General features: G+C 27.8%; 20 protein-coding genes and 1 tRNA gene. 2 read left to right on the forward strand and 19 right to left on the reverse strand.

The window, feature by feature from the left end; translation table 11 throughout:
* Window positions 1-8: 8 nt before the first annotated feature.
* Window positions 9-569 (reverse strand): ECF transporter S component, encoded by a 561-nt coding sequence (locus B5D11_RS05570; RefSeq protein ID WP_078682058.1) that lies wholly within the window; start codon window positions 567-569, stop codon window positions 9-11.
* Window positions 570-905: 336 nt separating this feature from the next.
* On the opposite strand from B5D11_RS05570, the gene B5D11_RS12630 reads away from it, so the two are divergent.
* On the forward strand, window positions 906-1,061 hold the full coding sequence (locus tag B5D11_RS12630) for a hypothetical protein (protein WP_180376962.1): 156 nt from the start codon (window positions 906-908) through the stop codon (window positions 1,059-1,061).
* A 402-nt stretch (window positions 1,062-1,463) separates the two neighbouring features.
* Here B5D11_RS12630 and B5D11_RS05575 read toward each other — a convergent pair whose 3' ends face one another.
* The gene (locus tag B5D11_RS05575; protein WP_078682059.1) at window positions 1,464-3,059 is read right to left on the reverse strand and encodes a peptide chain release factor 3; all 1,596 of its coding nucleotides are present in this window, start codon (window positions 3,057-3,059) and stop codon (window positions 1,464-1,466) included.
* A gap of 276 nt (window positions 3,060-3,335) precedes the next feature.
* Here B5D11_RS05575 and yidA point away from each other — a divergent pair, with 276 nt between their 5' ends.
* The gene (gene yidA, locus B5D11_RS05580) at window positions 3,336-4,154 is read left to right on the forward strand and encodes a sugar-phosphatase (protein WP_078682060.1); all 819 of its coding nucleotides are present in this window, start codon (window positions 3,336-3,338) and stop codon (window positions 4,152-4,154) included.
* A gap of 97 nt (window positions 4,155-4,251) precedes the next feature.
* On the opposite strand, the gene B5D11_RS05585 is transcribed toward yidA, so the two are convergent.
* The 17 genes from B5D11_RS05585 to B5D11_RS05660 form a co-directional block, all read right to left on the reverse strand.
* Window positions 4,252-4,326 (reverse strand) — tRNA-Glu (locus B5D11_RS05585).
* A 167-nt stretch (window positions 4,327-4,493) separates the two neighbouring features.
* Window positions 4,494-4,685, reverse strand: a complete 192-nt coding sequence (locus tag B5D11_RS05590; RefSeq protein WP_078682061.1) for an alpha/beta-type small acid-soluble spore protein — start codon at window positions 4,683-4,685, stop codon at window positions 4,494-4,496.
* A 304-nt stretch (window positions 4,686-4,989) separates the two neighbouring features.
* The gene (gene deoC, locus B5D11_RS05595; protein WP_078682062.1) at window positions 4,990-5,640 is read right to left on the reverse strand and encodes a deoxyribose-phosphate aldolase; all 651 of its coding nucleotides are present in this window, start codon (window positions 5,638-5,640) and stop codon (window positions 4,990-4,992) included.
* A 98-nt stretch (window positions 5,641-5,738) separates the two neighbouring features.
* A complete protein-coding gene (locus B5D11_RS05600) occupies window positions 5,739-6,659 on the reverse strand; it encodes an ABC transporter permease (protein ID WP_078682063.1) in 921 nt (306 codons plus the stop codon).
* Window positions 6,649-7,776 (reverse strand): ABC transporter permease, encoded by a 1,128-nt coding sequence (locus B5D11_RS05605; protein WP_078682064.1) that lies wholly within the window; start codon window positions 7,774-7,776, stop codon window positions 6,649-6,651. The genes B5D11_RS05600 and B5D11_RS05605 overlap by 11 nt, the downstream gene beginning before the upstream one ends.
* A complete protein-coding gene (locus B5D11_RS05610) occupies window positions 7,760-9,301 on the reverse strand; it encodes an ABC transporter ATP-binding protein (protein WP_078682065.1) in 1,542 nt (513 codons plus the stop codon). The genes B5D11_RS05605 and B5D11_RS05610 overlap by 17 nt, the downstream gene beginning before the upstream one ends.
* Window positions 9,302-9,417: 116 nt before the next feature.
* A complete protein-coding gene (locus tag B5D11_RS05615) occupies window positions 9,418-10,467 on the reverse strand; it encodes a BMP family ABC transporter substrate-binding protein (RefSeq protein ID WP_078682066.1) in 1,050 nt (349 codons plus the stop codon).
* A 27-nt stretch (window positions 10,468-10,494) separates the two neighbouring features.
* Window positions 10,495-11,205 (reverse strand): purine-nucleoside phosphorylase, encoded by a 711-nt coding sequence (gene deoD / locus B5D11_RS05620; RefSeq protein WP_078682067.1) that lies wholly within the window; start codon window positions 11,203-11,205, stop codon window positions 10,495-10,497.
* Between the two features lie 12 nt (window positions 11,206-11,217).
* Window positions 11,218-11,892: a YczE/YyaS/YitT family protein gene (locus tag B5D11_RS05625; RefSeq protein ID WP_078682068.1), complete on the reverse strand. Its 675-nt coding sequence runs from the start codon at window positions 11,890-11,892 to the stop codon at window positions 11,218-11,220.
* Window positions 11,893-11,912: 20 nt separating this feature from the next.
* Window positions 11,913-13,103 carry a phosphopentomutase gene (locus B5D11_RS05630; protein ID WP_078682069.1) on the reverse strand — a complete coding sequence of 397 codons (1,191 nt, stop codon included), beginning with the start codon at window positions 13,101-13,103 and terminating at the stop codon, window positions 11,913-11,915.
* Window positions 13,104-13,317: 214 nt separating this feature from the next.
* On the reverse strand, window positions 13,318-13,722 hold the full coding sequence (gene cdd / locus B5D11_RS05635; protein ID WP_078682070.1) for a cytidine deaminase: 405 nt from the start codon (window positions 13,720-13,722) through the stop codon (window positions 13,318-13,320).
* An 11-nt stretch (window positions 13,723-13,733) separates the two neighbouring features.
* A complete protein-coding gene (udp, locus tag B5D11_RS05640) occupies window positions 13,734-14,528 on the reverse strand; it encodes a uridine phosphorylase (protein WP_078682071.1) in 795 nt (264 codons plus the stop codon).
* 466 nt (window positions 14,529-14,994) lie between these two features.
* Entirely contained in the window at window positions 14,995-15,729 is a 735-nt protein-coding gene (locus B5D11_RS05645) for a GntR family transcriptional regulator (protein ID WP_078682072.1), read from the reverse strand.
* A 279-nt stretch (window positions 15,730-16,008) separates the two neighbouring features.
* Window positions 16,009-17,013: a tryptophan--tRNA ligase gene (gene trpS / locus B5D11_RS05650; RefSeq protein WP_078682073.1), complete on the reverse strand. Its 1,005-nt coding sequence runs from the start codon at window positions 17,011-17,013 to the stop codon at window positions 16,009-16,011.
* Window positions 17,014-17,498: 485 nt separating this feature from the next.
* Window positions 17,499-17,645 carry a hypothetical protein gene (locus tag B5D11_RS12635; RefSeq protein WP_180376963.1) on the reverse strand — a complete coding sequence of 49 codons (147 nt, stop codon included), beginning with the start codon at window positions 17,643-17,645 and terminating at the stop codon, window positions 17,499-17,501.
* Window positions 17,642-17,908: a hypothetical protein gene (locus B5D11_RS05655; RefSeq protein ID WP_143327679.1), complete on the reverse strand. Its 267-nt coding sequence runs from the start codon at window positions 17,906-17,908 to the stop codon at window positions 17,642-17,644. The genes B5D11_RS12635 and B5D11_RS05655 overlap by 4 nt, the downstream gene beginning before the upstream one ends.
* A gap of 850 nt (window positions 17,909-18,758) precedes the next feature.
* Window positions 18,759-19,133 (reverse strand): desulfoferrodoxin, encoded by a 375-nt coding sequence (locus B5D11_RS05660; protein WP_078682075.1) that lies wholly within the window; start codon window positions 19,131-19,133, stop codon window positions 18,759-18,761.
* Between the last annotated feature and the right edge of the window lie 157 nt (window positions 19,134-19,290).

Below are 19,290 nucleotides of genomic sequence, written 5' to 3' on the forward strand. Positions count from 1 at the left end.
TTTTTATTTTAAATTTTATCTTTTATTCCTGATTTAGAAAGTGCTATATAAAGAGGAAGTGCAATGACTATTCCTATTATTGCTTGTGCTATATTAGTTGGAACATCTTTTAATGATATTATTAAACTTTCAGTAAACGCTTTTTTTTCTGGATTTAAAAAAGTTAATATAATAGCTCCTGAAAAATAATAAGCTGCTATCATCCAAATGCCGCCTGTAATAAAGGCTAAAATATTATTCCATATATTTTCTCCTTTGTAATTACCTCTATAAGCAATTTTTGCAGTAATATAAGCCATTAATGCTTTAATTACAAAAGTAAAAGGTGCCCAAGTTATATATCCTAAAGTAATATCAAAAAGAGACATCCCTATAGCTGAAGCTGCCGCTGCTTTTTTCTTTCCTAATAATAGTGCAGCTAAAAATACCATACTATCTCCTGCATGCATTACTCCCATAAAAGTTTTTATTGGAACAATATAAGCTGCTACAAAAATTACAGCTGCCATTAATCCAACTTTGACAATAGCATTAACACTAAAACTATTATTCATTTCATTTCTTTCCATTTAATTCTCCTCACTTCTATTGATAAATAATACCTATAATTTAAATATGAAAATTTTTAAATTTAAAATATATATTTTAAATTTTATTTTTAAATAACAAGCTTGCTTATTTATAAATTAGTGCACTAATATTTATATTATAATTATATTACTGTGAGTATAATATTAAAAGTGTATGGATACTCTATGTGAATATATAAATTGATATTTTTATAATAATTTATAAAAAAATAGTCAATAATAAACATTGCTAAATTATTTTTATATACTTTAAAATTTTTATTGTTGAAATACAGTTTATTTAAAATATAAAATAAATTAGAGGAGGAAGCCTATATGACATTTTTACGTTGGATTGGCGGATTTATAGTTTTATTTTGGCTTATTATCCTTATATTTAAAATTGGAGGAAATCTAATAAATATACTTATTATAGCATCTGCTGCAGTTTTTATTTTAGATATACTTTTTACAAAGAAAAAAGCACTATAATCTTTTTAAGTAAATATATTATAAATAATAAATATATTTACATTGCTAAATTTATATATAATTTTAAAAACATTATTATTAAAATAAATAAAAAATCATACATAAAAAATTCTTTTTATGTATGATTTTTTTATTTAATAATATGATTATCTCACAAAAAATCTTTTTATTAAGTATTGATCTCTGTATATAGATTTAATAAATTTAGAAGTACTATAAATTAAATTGTATAGTAAAAATTAATTTACAGCTTCTATAGAAAGTGCTGTAAAAAGTTATTTATTACAATTTGCAATAGATAAAAATTTATATTTTTATTTTATATTTTGATATTGTAGGTTAATCATAATATATGTTTTTATTTACTTTATAATATAATATTTTCATTTACAACAAATTTTATTATTCATTGTTTTTACCGATGTCAGATAAAACTAATCCTTTATTATGCTCTAATGCCCAGCTTATAGCCCAGTCACTTTGGAATATCAAAAGATTCCTATCTTTTAAGTCTTTAACTTTTTTTGTATCACTGGTTAAGTTTAGTTCATTTACATCAGTTTGTGTACTTTCAATCCATCTAATATATTTAAATGGAAGTCTATCCATTTTAATATCTACACCATATTCATGTTTAAGTCTGTATTCAAGTACTTCAAATTGAAGTACTCCAACAACACCAACTATTATTTCTTCAATTCCTATATTAAATTCTTTAAAAATTTGTATAGCTCCTTCTTGAGCAATTTGTGTAATACCCTTTATAAACTGTTTTCTTTTCATAGTATCTACAGTTCTTACTTTTGCAAAATATTCTGGAGCAAATGTAGGAATACCTTCAAATTTAAATTTTTTAGTACTTTCACATAATGTATCTCCTATGCTGAATATTCCTGGATCAAAAACTCCAATTATATCTCCAGCATAAGCCTCTTCAACAATCTCTCTATCTTGTGCTAAAAATTGCTGTGGTTGAGAAAGTTTTATTTTATTTCCAGTTTGAACATGATAAACTTCCATACCTTTTTTAAACTTTCCAGAACAAATTCTCATAAAAGCTATTCTATCTCTATGTGCTGGATTCATATTGGCTTGTATTTTAAATACAAAAGCAGAAAATTCTGGGCTAAAAACATCTATCTCTCCAATATCTGATTGCCTTGGAAGCGGAGCTGTTGTAAGATCTAAAAAAGCTTTTAAAAAAGGTTCTACACCAAAATTTGTAAGAGCACTTCCGAAAAAAACTGGAGTAAGCTCTCCACGCCTTACCTTTTCTATATCAAATTTATCACCGGCTATGTCTAAAAGTTCTATATCTTCCATAAGTTTTTTATGGAGACTTTCTCCAATTAAATCTTCAAATACTTTATCTTTAATATTACCTTCAATAGACTGAACTAAAGTTTGACCATGATTTCCACCATTAAAAGCCTGTATAACATTTTTATTTCTATCATATACTCCTTTAAAATCGACTCCTGATCCAATTGGCCAATTCATAGGATAAGATTTTATGCCAAGTTCTTGTTCTATATCTTCTAAAAGCTCAAAGGGATCTTTAGTTTCTCTATCCATTTTATTTATAAAAGTAAATATTGGAATTCCTCTTATGCTACATACATGAAAAAGCTTTCTAGTCTGTTCCTCAACCCCTTTGGCTCCATCTATTACCATAACTGCACTATCAGCAGCCATAAGTGTTCTATAAGTATCTTCACTAAAATCCTGATGACCAGGAGTATCCAAAATATTTATGCAATAACCTTCATAATTAAATTGCATAACAGAAGATGTAACAGAAATTCCTCTTTGTTTTTCTATTTCCATCCAATCTGAAACTGCATGTTTAGAAGCTTTTCTTGCTTTTACTGAACCTGCAAGCCTTATCGCTCCTCCATATAAAAGAAGTTTTTCAGTTAAAGTAGTTTTACCTGCATCTGGGTGAGATATTATAGCAAAAGTTCTTCTTTTTTCTATCTCATTTATTAAATTTTCCAAAATTGTTTTCTCCTTTCAATAATTTATATCTATAAAAGCATTATTATCTACATTGGATTATACCTCTTTTTAATTTTAACATTTATATTAAATTTTTATATATAATTTAAAAACTCTATAGATTATAACAATTTACATAAATTTTTTCAATTATTTTTTTAAAACGCATTTGATAACATTTACATACTATTTGCTGCTATTCATTTTATTTTTTATTTTGTTATAATAATATTATGATAAAAATCTTTCTGAAATATTTATTTAGGGGGGAATTCTATGTATAAATTAATAGCAGTTGATATGGACGGTACACTTTTAAAGGAAGATAGGTCTATATCAAAAGAGACCTATAAAGCTATTCAAAATGCAAAAGCTAAAGGTGTAAAAGTTGTTTTAACTACTGGAAGACCTATGGATGGAATAACATCATATCTTAATAAATTAAATTTAATAAGTGAAAATGATTATGCAATAGCATACAATGGTGCTCTTATACAAAATACTAAAACAAAAGAGGTTATAGCTAAAACCACTATGTCAATAGATGATATTAATTACTTATATAAATTAAGTCAAGATTTACAAGTTAATATACATGCATTAACTGATAAAATTTGCATAACACCTAAATGGAATAAATACAGCCAATTAGAATCTGATATGAATGATATTCCATTAAATATTATAGATTTTAATAACATTGATAAAGATACAACTATAGTAAAAATAATGTTCATAGATGAACCTGAAATTCTTGAAAAAGCTATAAATAATCTTCCAAAAGAAGTATATGATAAATATACAGTACTTAGGAGTGCTCCTTATTTCTTAGAATTTTTGGATAAAAATGTAAACAAAGGACAAGGAGTCAAAACTCTTTCTGAAATTTTAGGTATAAAACAAGAAGAAGTTATTTGTATAGGAGATGCAGGAAATGATCTTCATATGATACAATTTGCTGGATTAGGAGTAGCAATGGGCAATGCATTTCCAGAAGTAAAAGAAATAGCTGATTATATAACTTTAAGCAATGAAGATGATGGTGTAGCTCATGTTATAAATAAATTCATACTTAACGATGAAAAGGCAAGTTAATGAGAGTCATTTGACTCTCATATTTTTCTCTCATATTTTTATAAATAATTATAAAATAATACCAGAATTTTTAATTAAAAATTCTGGTATTAAAATTTGGTGACTCCTAGGGGAATCGAACCCCTGTTTTCACCGTGAGAGGGTGACGTCTTAACCGCTTGACCAAGGAGCCATATAATAAGTAAACTGACAAATTATATTTTAACTCCATAATAGCATATTGTCAATGGAAATTAAAAATAAAGTGCAGCCTCATCAATAAATTATTTTAATTGAGAGGCTGCATATTTTTATATTTAATAAATTTAATTAGTTTTTAAAATTTATAATTAGAAGTAATTATAAATTTTTTTCATAAGCTTCAATCATTTTTTTAACCATTTGGCCACCTACTGACCCTACTTCTCTAGAAGTTAAATCTCCATTATAACCTTCTTTAAGATTAACTCCTACTTCTCTTGCTGCTTCCATTTTAAATCTATCTAAACCTGCTTTTGCTTGTGGTACTAAAACTTTATTGCTTCTAGCCATGATAAAATCCTCCTTTTAATTTAAATTTTAAATTAAATTTTAAATTTATATTGGTGTTGCTTTGTACTATTAATTTGCTCAAATTTTAGATTAATATCCTATAAAAATAAATACAATTTAGCCTAATTTATCCATAGTAAAAAATAAAATAAAGATAATTTAATTTAAAAAACGGATGGTTAAGCACCATCCGTTTTTATATTTAAAATAATAAAATATTTAAAATTTTTATAAAACTAAGTAAAAATATAGAAAACTCTATATGCTGTTTATATAATAATTTTAATTTATATAAAAATCAAAATTATCTGCTTTGGTTAACAATAGCAATACTATTACTACATCCAATCCTGCTTGCTCCTGCATTTATCATGTCCATAGCAGTTTTATAATCTCTAATTCCGCCTGAAGCTTTTACTCCTAAATCTTCACCTACAACTTTTCTCATTAACGCAATATCTTCTACAGTAGCTCCACCTGTTGAAAACCCTGTTGAAGTTTTAACGAAATCAGCTTTAGCTTCTTTAGCTATTTCACAAGCTTTTATTTTTTCTTCTTCTGTTAATAAACAAGTTTCTATAATAACCTTTACTATAGCCTTTCCTTTTGCTGCATTAACTACTTCTTCTATATCTTCTTTTACTAAAGTATAATTTTTATCTTTTAATGCTCCAATATTTATAACCATATCTATTTCATTTGCACCATTTTTTATAGCATCAATTGTTTCAAATGCTTTAGCTTCTTTACTCATTGCACCTAATGGGAATCCAACTACTGTACAAGTCTTTACACCACTTCCAAAAAGTTCAGTACTTACTAATTTAGTATAACATCCATTTACACAAACAGATGCAAAATTATATTCTAAAGCTTCTTTGCAAAGTTTCTTTACATCTTCTGCTGTCGCTTCAGGTTTTAGTAGAGTATGATCTATATACTTAGCTATATCCATATTAATCTCTCCTTAAATTTAACTTTATTTTAAATTTTATTAAGTCTGTTCTAATATATATGCTTGTATATTATATATATTTTAACTTTTATATATAATTAACGTGATCCCTTTTCATAAGGTACTCCATCTGCCTTAGGTGCTACTGATCTTCCAACAAAAAGAATTAATACTATAATTGTTAAAATATATGGAAGCATTGCAAGAATTTCTGAAGGTATAGCAAAACGTCCTCCACCCAATATAACAGTTAAAGCTTGTGAAAATCCAAATAGTAAGCAGGCTCCATAAGCTCCATGAGGCGTCCATTTACCAAATATAACTGCAGCTAAAGCTATAAATCCTTGCCCACTAATAGCTGTTTGACTAAATTGAGGAATAATAGCTAGTGTCATTGCTGCACCACCAAAACCTGCTAAAATTCCTGAAATTATAACACATACATATCTAACCTTAGTTACACTAATTCCCATAGTATCTGCTGCTGCTGGGTTTTCTCCAACTGAACGGATATGAAGTCCCCATTTCGTCCTATAAAGTATAAACCATAAAAGTACTGTTAAAATTAAAGCTATAAGAACTGTACTATCTACATTTAAACTTTTAAGTATATTATTCGATACATTTTCTCCGAATATTTTAGGTAATTTTTTTGGTACTGGTGGTGTCATAGTTGCTCCAGCAAAAAATAATCTACATAAAAATAATGCAAACCCTGGTCCGATCAAATTTATTGCAATACCAGAAATTGTTTGGTCTGCTTTAAAACTAACAGCTGCTACTGCATGCATTAAAGCAATTAATCCTCCTGAAATACCTGCTAAAAAAAATCCAAGCCAAGGGTTCCCTGAATAATATCCAACTGCTGCACCTGTAAAAGCACCCATTACCATCATGCCTTCAATGCCGATATTTACAACTCCAGCACGTTCAGAAAGTACACCTCCAAGTGCTCCAAAAATTAATGGTGCTGAATACATTAAGGTAATTCCTATTAATAGTAGAATGCTATTTAACATTTATCTCACCTCTTTTTAAAAGTTTATCGGCTAAAACAGGCACGATTTTTGTTAAAGCTACAAAGAATACAATAGTACCCATCATAATATTAATTATTTCAGATGGAGCTCCTATAGCAGATTGTATAGCTTGACCTCCATAAATTAATCCTCCAAAAAGTAATCCTGAAAAGATACATCCTATAGGCGAACTACCTGCAATTAATGCAACTGACATACCATTAAACCCATTATTTTCAAAAGCTGCCATAGTTGATATTTTATGTGGTGCAACTCCAGTAATAGATAAAGCTCCTGCTAATCCTGAAAGTGCTCCAGCAATAAGCATTGCCTGAATTATATTCTTGTTAACATTTATACCTGCAAATTCTGCTGCATATTTATTTGATCCAACTGCACGAAGCTCATAACCTTTAGAAGATTTATATAATAATAGCCATATTACAATAGCTGCTATTATTGCAACTATAATTCCAATATTCATATCAGTTTTTAACAACATATCAGAAAGCCATTTATGCTTTGATAACGTTTCTATTCCTGCGTCTGAATTTTTCCAATTTTCAAGAATTGTCGTAAATCCAGATTTATTTATCATATAAGTTGCAGTTGAACTTGGTTGGTGAAATTCTTTAAGTCCTACAACAAAATTTGATAAATAAAGAGCAATCCAGTTTAGCATTATGCTTGTTATAACTTCATGTATTCCAAACTTAGCTTTTAATAATCCTACAATTCCTCCATATAAAGCTCCTGCTATTACACCTGCAAGAATTATTATAGGAATTTGTAAAACTGGTGGTAAATCTAATTTTATACCAACTATTGTAGTTACAATTGTTCCTACAATATATTGCCCTTCAGCACCAATATTGAACAATCCAGTTTTAAAAGCAAAAGCAACACTTAACCCTGTTAATATAATTGGTGTGGATTTAATAATAGTATTTGATATATATTTAGGCTTTGAAAAAATTCCTTTAAAAAGTGCACTAAAGGCTTCAAAAGGATTATAACCTGCAGCACTAAGTACTATAGCAGCTACTATAAATCCAAAAAAGATTGCAATAAATGTTGAAGTAATCGGCTTTTTAAGTATATTAACTACTTTTTTCATTTAGTTTACCTCCTGCCATTAGTAACCCAATCGTATTTTCATCTACTTCTCCTTGTTTAAATGTTTCCACAATAGTTCCATCGTAAATAACAGCTATTGTATCCGATACATTCATGACTTCATCAAGCTCTAAAGAAATTAAAAGAACTGCCTTTCCTTTATCCCTTTCATTTATTAAAGTCTTATGCACATATTCAATTGCTCCTACATCCATACCACGAGTTGGTTGTACTGCAATTAATAAATCAGGGTTATTAGCTACTTCTCTTGCTATTATAAGCTTTTGCTGATTTCCTCCTGATAAACCTCTAACTGGCATCAATTCACAGTTTTCAGGTCTAACATCATAATCTTTTATAAGCTTTTTTGTATGCTCAACAATTTTTTCTTTATCTAAAAATCCTTTTTTACAAAATGGTTCTTTATTGTATTTTTCAATTATTGCATTTTCAGAAACAGTAAAATCTAATACTAATCCACGTTTTTGTCTATCTTCATGAATTGTTGAAATTTTATGTTTAATTACATTTTGTGGAGTTGTATTTTGTATTTCTTCCCCATTTATTTTAATAGTACCACTTTCAACTTTTGTAAGACATGTTATAGCTTCTACTAATTCTTTTTGTCCATTGCCATCAATACCAGCGATACCAACAATTTCTCCCCTATGAACTTTAAGTGATAAATTTTTAACAGCATCTAACTTTCTTTCATTTTTTACAGTTAAGTTATTTATTTCAAATACAACTTCTTTAGGTTTTGCAGGTGTTTTATTAACAACTAAGTTAACCTCATGCCCTACCATCATAGTTGCAAGTTCTTCTTTACTAACCTCATTAACCTTAACTGTATCTACATACTTTCCTCTACGTATAATTGTACAAACATCAGATGATTCCTTTATTTCTTTTAATTTATGTGTAATTATAATAATTGTCTTTCCATCTTCTATAAGATTATGCATAATTTTAATTAGCTCTCGTATTTCCTGTGGAGTTAACACTGCTGTAGGCTCATCAAGTATTAATAAATCTGCTCCACGATACAATGCTTTTAATATTTCAACACGTTGCTGCATACCAACAGAAATGTTTTCAATCTTTGCATCAGGATCTACTTCAAGCCCATATTTCTTAACAATATTCAATATTTCATTACGTGCCTTTTTCATATTTGTTACGCCAAATTTATTAGTAATTTCGCTTCCTAGAACAATATTTTCTGTAACAGTAAAATTATCAACTAACATAAAATGCTGATGAACCATTCCAATACCATTTTTAATTGCTATTCCAGGATTTTTAATATTTACTTTCTTACCATTAAGATATATTTCCCCTTTATCAGCTTTATATAATCCATAAAGAACATTCATAAGTGTACTTTTCCCCGCCCCATTTTCTCCCAATAATGCATGAATAGTTCCCTTTTTGACATCTAAATTGATATCATCTAATGCACAAAATGTACCAAACATCTTTGTAATCCCACGCATTTGAACTGCATATTGTTCACTGATTTCCATCCTAATTCCTCCTTTCGTCATATGCTTTGCCAGCAATACATTTTTATACTGCTGGCAAAGATCTGACTTTAAATATAAGTTACTAAATTTTTAGACTCATAAGTTTAAGTTGAATTTTATAATTTATTTTTAAATTCGTTATAAGTTTTTTCATCAAATGGAACAACTATTGAACCGTCTTTAATTTTTTCTTCTAATTTTATTGTTGCTTCATAAACTTCTGGTTTTACATTTTTATTTTCCTTAGGAATACCAACAGCACCTTCTTTTAATCCATAAGTATAAGTTTTTCCGCCAATTTTGTTACCATTCATAGCTTCTTCAGAAACTTTTGCAACTGCTACATTTACTAACTTTAATGCAGAAGTTAAGACATTATCAGGAGCTAAATAGGACTGATCACGGTCAACACCTATTGCAAACTTACCAGCTTCTTTAGCTGCATCAATTACTCCTACTCCTGTACCGCCAGCTGCATGGAAAACAATGTCACATCCAGCAGAGAACATTTTATTTGCTATAGCTTTACCTTTTGAAGCATCTGAAAAGCTTTCAGCATATTGAACATCTACATTAATAGGCTTTCCTAATTCTTTTGATGCATAAAGTACACCAGCTTGATATCCATATTGGAATTGATCTATTACAGGGCTTTTTATACCTCCTACAAATCCTACTCTACCTGTCTTTGTAGTTTTTCCTGCTATATATCCAACAAGGAATGAAGGTTCTTCTGCTCTAAATGTAACTCCTGTAACATTTTCTGGTGTATTATCTCCATAGGAATTATCTACAATAGCATAATTTACATCCTTATTTATTTTTGCAGCATTTAATATTGCATCTGCCATAGCAAATCCAATACCCCAAATTAAGTTGTTTCCTGAATCAACAAGTTTGTCCAAGTTGGTACTGTAATCTGTTTCTTGCTTTGATTCTAGATAACTTACTTTTGCTCCAGTTTTTCTTGAAAATTCTTGTAAGCCTTCCCAAGAAGATTGATTGAAAGATTGGTCGCTAACACCGCCAGTATCTGTTACCATTGCAACACTAAAATTTTTAGTTTCCTTTTTTTCTTCATTTGTCTTAGGCTGGCTGCTTCCACATCCTGCCAATGTACCCATAATAACTGTAGCTGACATTACTAATGCAATAATTTTTTTCATAAGTTTTTCCTCCTTAAAATTAATATATTATTTTGCTATTTCAAGTGCAATTTCCATCATGTCAGTAAAACTAAGCTGTCTTTCTTCTGCTGAAAGCGACTCTCCAGTCAGCAGACTGTCTGAAATTGTAAGTAGACATAGTGCATTTTTTCTAGCTTGAGCAGCATTCATATAAAGTGCCGCTGCTTCCATTTCTACTGCTAAAATACCCATACTTCTCCATTTTTCTGTTGCAGTTTTATCTGCACAGTAAAAAGTATCAGAAGATAAAATATTCCCTACAACGGTATTTATATTTTTTTCTTTAGCTGCTTTAACTGCAGCACTTACTAACTCATAACTTGCAATTGGTGCAAATGTTCCTGGAAGACAGTACTGTGCTGCATAATTTGAATTAGTAGATGCTCCTAATGCTATTACTACATCTCTTACCTTAACATTTTCATTCATACTTCCTGCAGTTCCAATACGTATTATATTATCTACATTGTAAAAATTAAATAGTTCATAAGAATAAATCCCTATAGATGGCATTCCCATACCTCCGCCCATAACAGAGACACGTTTACCTTTATAAGTTCCTGTATATCCAAACATATTTCTAATTGAGTTAAACTGAAAAACATCTTCTAAAAAATTATCTGCAATAAATTTTGCTCTTAATGGATCTCCAGGCATTAATACTGTTTTTGCAATCTCTCCTAATTTTGCTCCAATATGCGGTGTTGGTGTTTGCATAACAATTCCTCCTTAGTTACTATAATTATTTAAATTCATTTTTTTAAGAATTTTTTTATCAAAAGTTTCTGATATTTTCTGAATAACAGGTCCAGCTATAAAGGCTGTAATAATTGTAACAACGCCTGCTTTCCCTCCAAGAGAAAATCCTATTATAAGTGAAGTTAAATCACAAATTATTTTAGCTGTCTTATATTGAAGTTTTGTTTTATCTTTTACTAACATATTTACACCAGTAACAGGGTCAACTCCAATATTTATTGCTATGAATATTCCTATTCCTATAAAAAGCATCGAACATCCTAAAAAAGAAGTTAATATTCTTCCTCCTATAGTAGTCCTAATATTAAGTATTTCATGTATTTTAAAACCAATACTTATTAAGCTTCCTAGAGGCAATGCATAAATAAAAGTCCCTATATTTATATACTTACGATCAAATAACAATACTATTGTTAGAAAAACTATATTTACTAAATTTGTAACTAACCCAAGCTTTTCTATAGGAAGACCAAATGCATTCCTAATTCCATCATATAAAACTGCAACAGAATCATTTCCCAACATACCTGCTGAATTAAAAGCTAATCCAAATCCTACTAATGAAACTCCTATTAATGCTATTATAAACTTTTTTAAAAATATTTTATATGATTTATTATTACTATTACTAATTGCACTGTCCATTAATTCATACCTTTCTTTTATTAAACTAATTTTTCTAATACAGATTCACCAATTGTATTTTCTGGCATTTCTACTTCAAAATTATCTGCTATAGTAGCTCCGACGGCTGCAAAACTATTACTTGTTTCCATTAAACCATTTTTAACCATAGATGGTGAATATGCAAGGAAAGGAACAAATTCTCTAGTATGGTCAGTACCTTTATACGTAGGATCATTACCATGATCTGCAGTAATTATTAAAAGATCATCTTCTTTTAATTTTTCAAGCACTTTACCTAAATTAACATCAAACTTCTCTAATTCTTCAGCATAACCTATAGGATTTCTTCTATGTCCCCATAATGCATCAAAATCTACTAAATTAACAAAGCATAATCCTTTAAAGTCTTTATTCATTAATTCTAAAGTCTGCTCCATACCATGAACAGAACTTTTTGATTTATATGCTTCTGTTATACCCTCTCCATCATATATATCTCTTATTTTTCCAACAGATATTACATCAAAACCATTATCTTTTAATGCATTTAAAACTGTTCTTCCATATGGCTTTAAAGCATAATCATGTCTATTACTTGTACGCTTAAATTCTCCTTTTTTATTGCCAATATATGGTCTTGCAATAACTCTTCCAACCTTCCACTCATCTTTAAGTGTTAATTCTCTTGCAATTTCACAGCAGCGATAAAGTTCTTCAAGTCCAAAAGTTTCTTCATGACCGCAAATTTGAAGCACAGAATCAGCTGAAGTATAAACAATCATATCTCCTGTTTTCATCTGATGTTCTCCAAATTCATCTAAAATTTCAGTACCGCTTGCACTCTTATTTCCTACTATATGATGTCCTGTTCTTTTTTCTAGTTCATTAATAAGTTCTTTTGGAAAACCTGTTTCCGTAAAAGTTTTAAATGGAGTTTCAATTTTTAAACCCATCATCTCCCAATGTCCTGTCATTGTGTCTTTACCTACACTTGCTTCTTTCATTTTCATAAAATGAGCTAAAGGTTTATCTACTGGCTTTACATGATTTATTGAATGCAGATTTGCAATTCCTAATTTTTGAAGATTAGGAATTTTAAAACTTTCTACTGACTCTGATATATGTCTAAGAGTATCTACTCCTATATCTCCATATTCTTTTGAATCATCCATTTCTCCAATTCCAAGAGAATCTATTACTATTGTAAAAATTCTTTTATATTTTTTCATATTTACTCCTTTCATTGTTACTGTTTAAAAGTATTAATACTTAAATAAATTTAATTTATATATAAAAAGAAGCTTTAGTTATAAATAATCTTCTTTATCAAATATAAAATGTATTTTACATTAAATTATTATTTTATTAAACTATATTTTTTATATATAAAAATAATATTTCCTTTATAATTAATCTTTTATACATTAAAAATATATATTTAAATTATACATCTAAATCTTCTTTAGTAAATGACATAGGTAAAAGTTCTTCTATATTAGTAACCTTCTCTATTTCTCCATTAGATAAAACTATTGGTGTATCTTTATTAATAAGCTCTACTAAAACTTGTCTGCAAGCCCCGCAAGGAGTTGCTAAAGTTTTTCCTTTGCTTACAATTGCTATTGCTTTAATATCTTCTTTTCTATATCCATTTGAATAAGCTTGAAATATTGCATTTCTTTCAGCACAATTTGTTAAGCCATAAGAAGCATTTTCAATATTTGCTCCTATAAAATATTTATTATCTTTTGTTAAAACACAAGCTCCAACATTATAATTTGAGTATGGTGCGTATGCATTTTCGCAAGCTTTAAATGCTCTATCTATAATATCTTGATAATTAATCATTTTACCTCTCCTTATAAAGTTTTATTATCTAATTTTTTTCTATCTGCTTTAATTAAATCTTTAATTGCTTGTATTGCAACTTCTATTGCTATTTCTGTATCATGTACTTGTATATTTTCTAACCCTGCTTTTTCACGTTCTTGATTTGCAATTACTAAAAATACTGAGCCTACTCTTACTCTTAAATAACTTCCTACTACAAATAAAGCAGCAGACTCCATCTCAGAGGCAAGAGTTCCACATTTTAACCATGCATCCCATTTATTTATTAATTCATAACCAACTGGTTTTGTCTCTGGAGCGTGCTGACCATAAAATGAATCTTTACATTGTACTACCCCAACATGATAGTTTTTATTTAAAGTTTTACAAGCTTCAACTAATGAGTTTACTACTTCAAAATTTGCAACAGCAGGAAATTCAATTGGTGCATATTCTTTACTTGTACCTTCCATCCTAATAGCACCAGTAGCTACAACCACATCTCCACCTTTAACATTTATATCCATTCCACCGCATGTTCCTACTCTAATAAAAGTATCAGCCCCACATTGTACTAATTCTTCTAATGCTATAGCAGCTGATGGACCACCTATACCTGTTGATGTAACACTTACTTTAACTCCGTCTAAATATCCAGTGTAAGTAACATACTCTCTGCTGTCTGCAACTAACTTTGGATTATCAAAATGTGCTGCTATTTTTGCACATCTCTTTGGGTCTCCAGGAAGTATAACGTACTTTCCAACTTCCCCTTCTCCAACATTAATATGATATTGCTTTCCTGAACCTTGTGAGTAAATCATATTACTACCTCCATTTATTTTTTACATAAATTATCTATACGTTTACAAATTAAAATTAAAATAAAAACATTTTATATACTTGTCTACTAACTTGTATCTTTTGTCTTTATACAAAGTGTATCATGTCTGTTTTCCTATGTCAAGTATTTTTATTGTTCATTTTTAGAATTTTATATAAAGATTTTATAAAAAATTTATCTTCTTGATATTACTTGTTATACATCGTATTACTTGTTATACATCATGTTTATACGTTAAATTTATATTTATTTAAATACGCTCAAAAACGTCAAACTAATATATCAAAAGTCATTTATATATTTTCTACTTATAATAGTTATATAAGATAATGCAACCCATTATATACAATTTGAAAAATAAACATCATAACAAATAAATATTTTTAAAATTAATTTGTTATAAAAAAAACAACATGTCTAAAATTAATTGAAAAATATAATTATTTTTACTTTTTTTGGTGAAGCTTTATAGAACTTGATTTTATTGGCAGATAATGCTTGTTATGAACTATAGGAAATTCTGAATTTTCATATACTGCTTCTTGTATAAGATAAAAATGATTTTCTTTTGAAATAGGAGAAACTTTTGCAGAAAAATTTCCAGCAGTAGAATATTTTATATCAATTAATGCATTAGTACATAATTCATAAATTTTTTTCTCTAAAAATTCCAAAATTTCATTCTGATTATTTAAATCCACATTAAATTTTGAAATAGTTTCAATTGGAATTAAAGTAAAAGAATAAGCTGCAGTATTTCCTTGAGATTTATACCATCTATCTATAACTACTACTACAGGAGTTTTCTTTCCTAAAGTTTTATTAATATAATCTGTAGCAGCCTCTAGATGCATCTTCATTTTGACATCATCTATTGTATCAGTTAAACATTTATATACTGGATGGCCTATGGTTTCTAACCCAAAAGGTTTATCAAAATTAGATTTTATTATAAAATTTCCTTTCCCTCTAATATTTTTAACTATTCCATCATCTTGTAAAAGTGAAAGTGCCTGTCTTAAAGTAGTTCTACTAACTCCCATTAATTTTGCTAGTTCAGGTTCAGAAGGCAATCTGCTTCCTTCTGGGAATTCACCTTCATTTATCATTTTAAAGAGCTTATTATAAACAGTTAAAAATTTGAATTCCTTTCCATTTTCAGCAATATTATATTTATCCATTGAAGTAACACCTTTCTTATTAATATTATTTTTTTAAACAAGTTTATTGAGTTTTTAAACAAGATTAATAAACTTGTTTAAAATTTATTGTTAATATTAATTATAACTATAATTCCTCAATTAGACAATAATATACCGTTAATTTAAAAATTTTTTATAACTGTTTTTTATAGTACTTGTTTATTTTAAAATAACTAAAGCCATACAGTTAATTAATATAATTTGCCTAACTTAACTGTATGGCTTATAAAAAATTTATTTTAACTTAAAAATATTCTTTTATTTAGATAGTGGGATAAAGCCAATCTTTTTTTGCATTTTTCTAAGAGTTTTTAATGCTACATAATTAGCTTTTTCTGCTCCAGCTTTATATATACTTTCAAGATATGTTTTATCAGATAATAATTCTTTTATCTTTTTTTGAATAGGTTCAATTTCATATATTATAGCCTCTGCTACATCTTTTTTAAATTGAGCATAACCTTGACCTTCATATTTTTTTTCTATTTCATCAATAGACATACCTGTTAATGTACTTAATATAGTTATTAAATTTTTTACTCCAGGTTGTTCATCTCTATATTTAACAATACCAATACTATCTGTTACTGCTCTTGATATTTTTTTCCTTATTACTTCTGGAGGATCCATAATTAAAATATAACTATTAGGATTATCATCTGATTTAGACATTTTCTTTGTAGGTTCTTGAAGACTCATTATTTTTGCTCCATTAGGTGCTATATAAGGCTCAGGAATTACAAAAGTTTCACTGTATGTATTATTAAATCTTTTTGCAATATCTCTTGCTAATTCTAAATGCTGCTTTTGGTCGCTTCCAACAGGAACTAAGTCTGTCTGGTATAGCAATATATCTGCCGCCATTAAAACTGGATAATTAAAAAGTCCTGCAGCAACAGATTCACCATATTTTTGAGATTTATCTTTATATTGCGTCATTCTTCCAAGCTCTCCCATATATGTATAACAATTTAAGAGCCATGCAGCTTCAGAATGTGCTGGAACATGAGATTGAATAAATATAGTATTTTTTTTAGGATCTATTCCGGATGCAATATATGTAGCCATAACTTCTAAAGTTCTTGCTCTTAAATTTTTAGGTTCTTGTTTTACAGTTATAGCATGAAGATCAACTACACAAAAATAACATTCATATTCATCCTGAAGTTTAATCCAATTTTTTATAGCTCCTAAATAGTTTCCTAATGTCAGCTCTCCTGACGGCTGAATTCCGCTAAAAATTACCTTTCTTTTTTCTTCCATAATTAATCCTCCGTCATTAATAAAAGTTATTATAAAAAATTAAAACTTAGTTTAGATACTATAATACAACTTAAATATACACTAAAAATTATTACTTAAAATTAAAACCCTACAGTTTACTAAAAACATAGGGCGTTATTACACTCAGTATCACCTATAGCGGCTTTCATTTATATAAACTGTTACTTATATAATATGGCTTATACAAAATATTGTCAACTCTAATTGAAATTCTGATTGCATCAAGTTATAGTGGCACTAAAAATTATTTCTATTTTCGTATTATTAGCAACGCTACTTGCTTTAGAATATCATTTTCTATTAATATTAATGTGTCAAATAAATAAATTTCTTCAACAACTTTTTGATAAATAAGTTTGTATTTTACTAATAATATAATATGACAAATCATAAAAATTGTAAAAACTATTTTTGATATACTATCTACTATATTTTTTCATATTTACTTAACATAATCAGTTTAATTATTTCTTTATTGGTCTTGTTACTAGAGAAACTAAAATAGAACTTATGCATATAATAATAAATCTATATTTTATCTCTTTAAATAGAAACATACATATAACAGCTATTAATATAATTATTAATGAAGCTATCCATCTATTTTTCATTCTATCCCTCCTACATTAACTTTTAAATCCTTATCAATAATCTTCCCATTAGCTATAACACATTCTTTTGTTGCTAAATTAGATATTAATCCAGATATATGGCTAGAAAATAATATTGCCTTATCGCCAATAGCAACCATAGATTTTAAATTAGCAATAGCCTTCTTTTGACTTTCATAATCCATTGCATTTAAGGGTTCATCCATTAAAATAATACTGCAATTAAGTGAAATAGCTGCCAAGAAGTAAACTTTATACTTCATTCCTATCTAAGTTAGCAGATATCATAATTATTGCTACTACAGGTATAGAATGAAATGTTAAATAAAATAATCCTAAGTTTTTTGATACTCTCTTAAGAAATTATAGATCCTTCAGTAAAAATAATCTTGATTTCAATGTACATGCTTACACATGTCGCAAAATTCCTAAAAAACTGCTTCAAATTATGAAAGAAATACATCACCTAAAATCACGTTAATGACAGATAACATTACTACAATAAATGTATTAAAAAGTTGATGCCACTATTTGACATATCTAAAATTATAATCATATTAAAATATCAACATACGGTTAAAAGTTACTTTACATAACTAAAGTTACAAAATTAAATATATAACTTGTCTACATTTGTAATTTTACCCTTCCTGTTAAAAAATTGTCAATAATTTTCATGTTCTATATTTTTACAATATTCGTCATATATTTATCAAATAATTTAATTATTAAAATCTGTTTTTATCTTATAAGTAGCTTTTGCAGAGAATTAGTTGTAGAAAAATATTTAGTTTATCTAAATAGATATACTATTTAATTTAGAAAGTAAAGATAAAGATACGCTATTAAAATATATACCTTGGTCTAAAGAAGAGTTGCCTGAAGACTTAAAGCTACAAGTCAAAAATCTTCATGAAAAAAAGATTAAAAATAAATCAAAAATGAATATGGAGATTTTTAACACTTGCATTTATAATAATAAAAAAAATAATATAAAAGCCAAAATTTACTGTTTAAATATTATTGGCTTTTATATTATTTTTTATTAATCTTATCCTTTCAAAAGTATATGAAATTTATTATATACTTTATGGTTTATATACTTATTAATCTTTACGCTCTCCAAAGTCCGTGAAGATTGCAATATTCTCTTGCAAATAAAACATCTTCTTCAACTTTAAATAAAGCTTCTGGTTTTTCTCCCGGATTTAGATATTTTCTATAAACCTTATTTGCTGTATGAATTTCTATCCATTCAATATAATGTGTTTCAATCATTGGATGTTCTACTGATCCCACCTTAACTAATACTCCACCGTCTACTTTTTCTATAACTGGAAGATGTTTTTCTTTAGCTCCATCTGAAGTATTTTCTGTTAAAAGAGTCATTGGTTGCCCACAACATGATAATATTCCGCCTGATGCATGAACTACTTCAACTATATTCCCACATTTTTCGCATTTGTATATTTGTCTTAATTCTGTCATAATAATCCCTCCTATAATAAATATTTGTATTAGATAATAATTATTTATTATCATTTGTTTTATATTATTCTATAAAAGTTTATAAAATCCTTCTTATAAATAAAAAATGACAGAATTTATTTATTTTACTAAACTAAATTTAGCTTTTTATTGAATA

The organism is Clostridium sp. USBA 49 (assembly GCF_900167505.1).
GTDB lineage: Bacteria > Bacillota > Clostridia > Clostridiales > Clostridiaceae > Clostridium_AT > Clostridium_AT prolinivorans.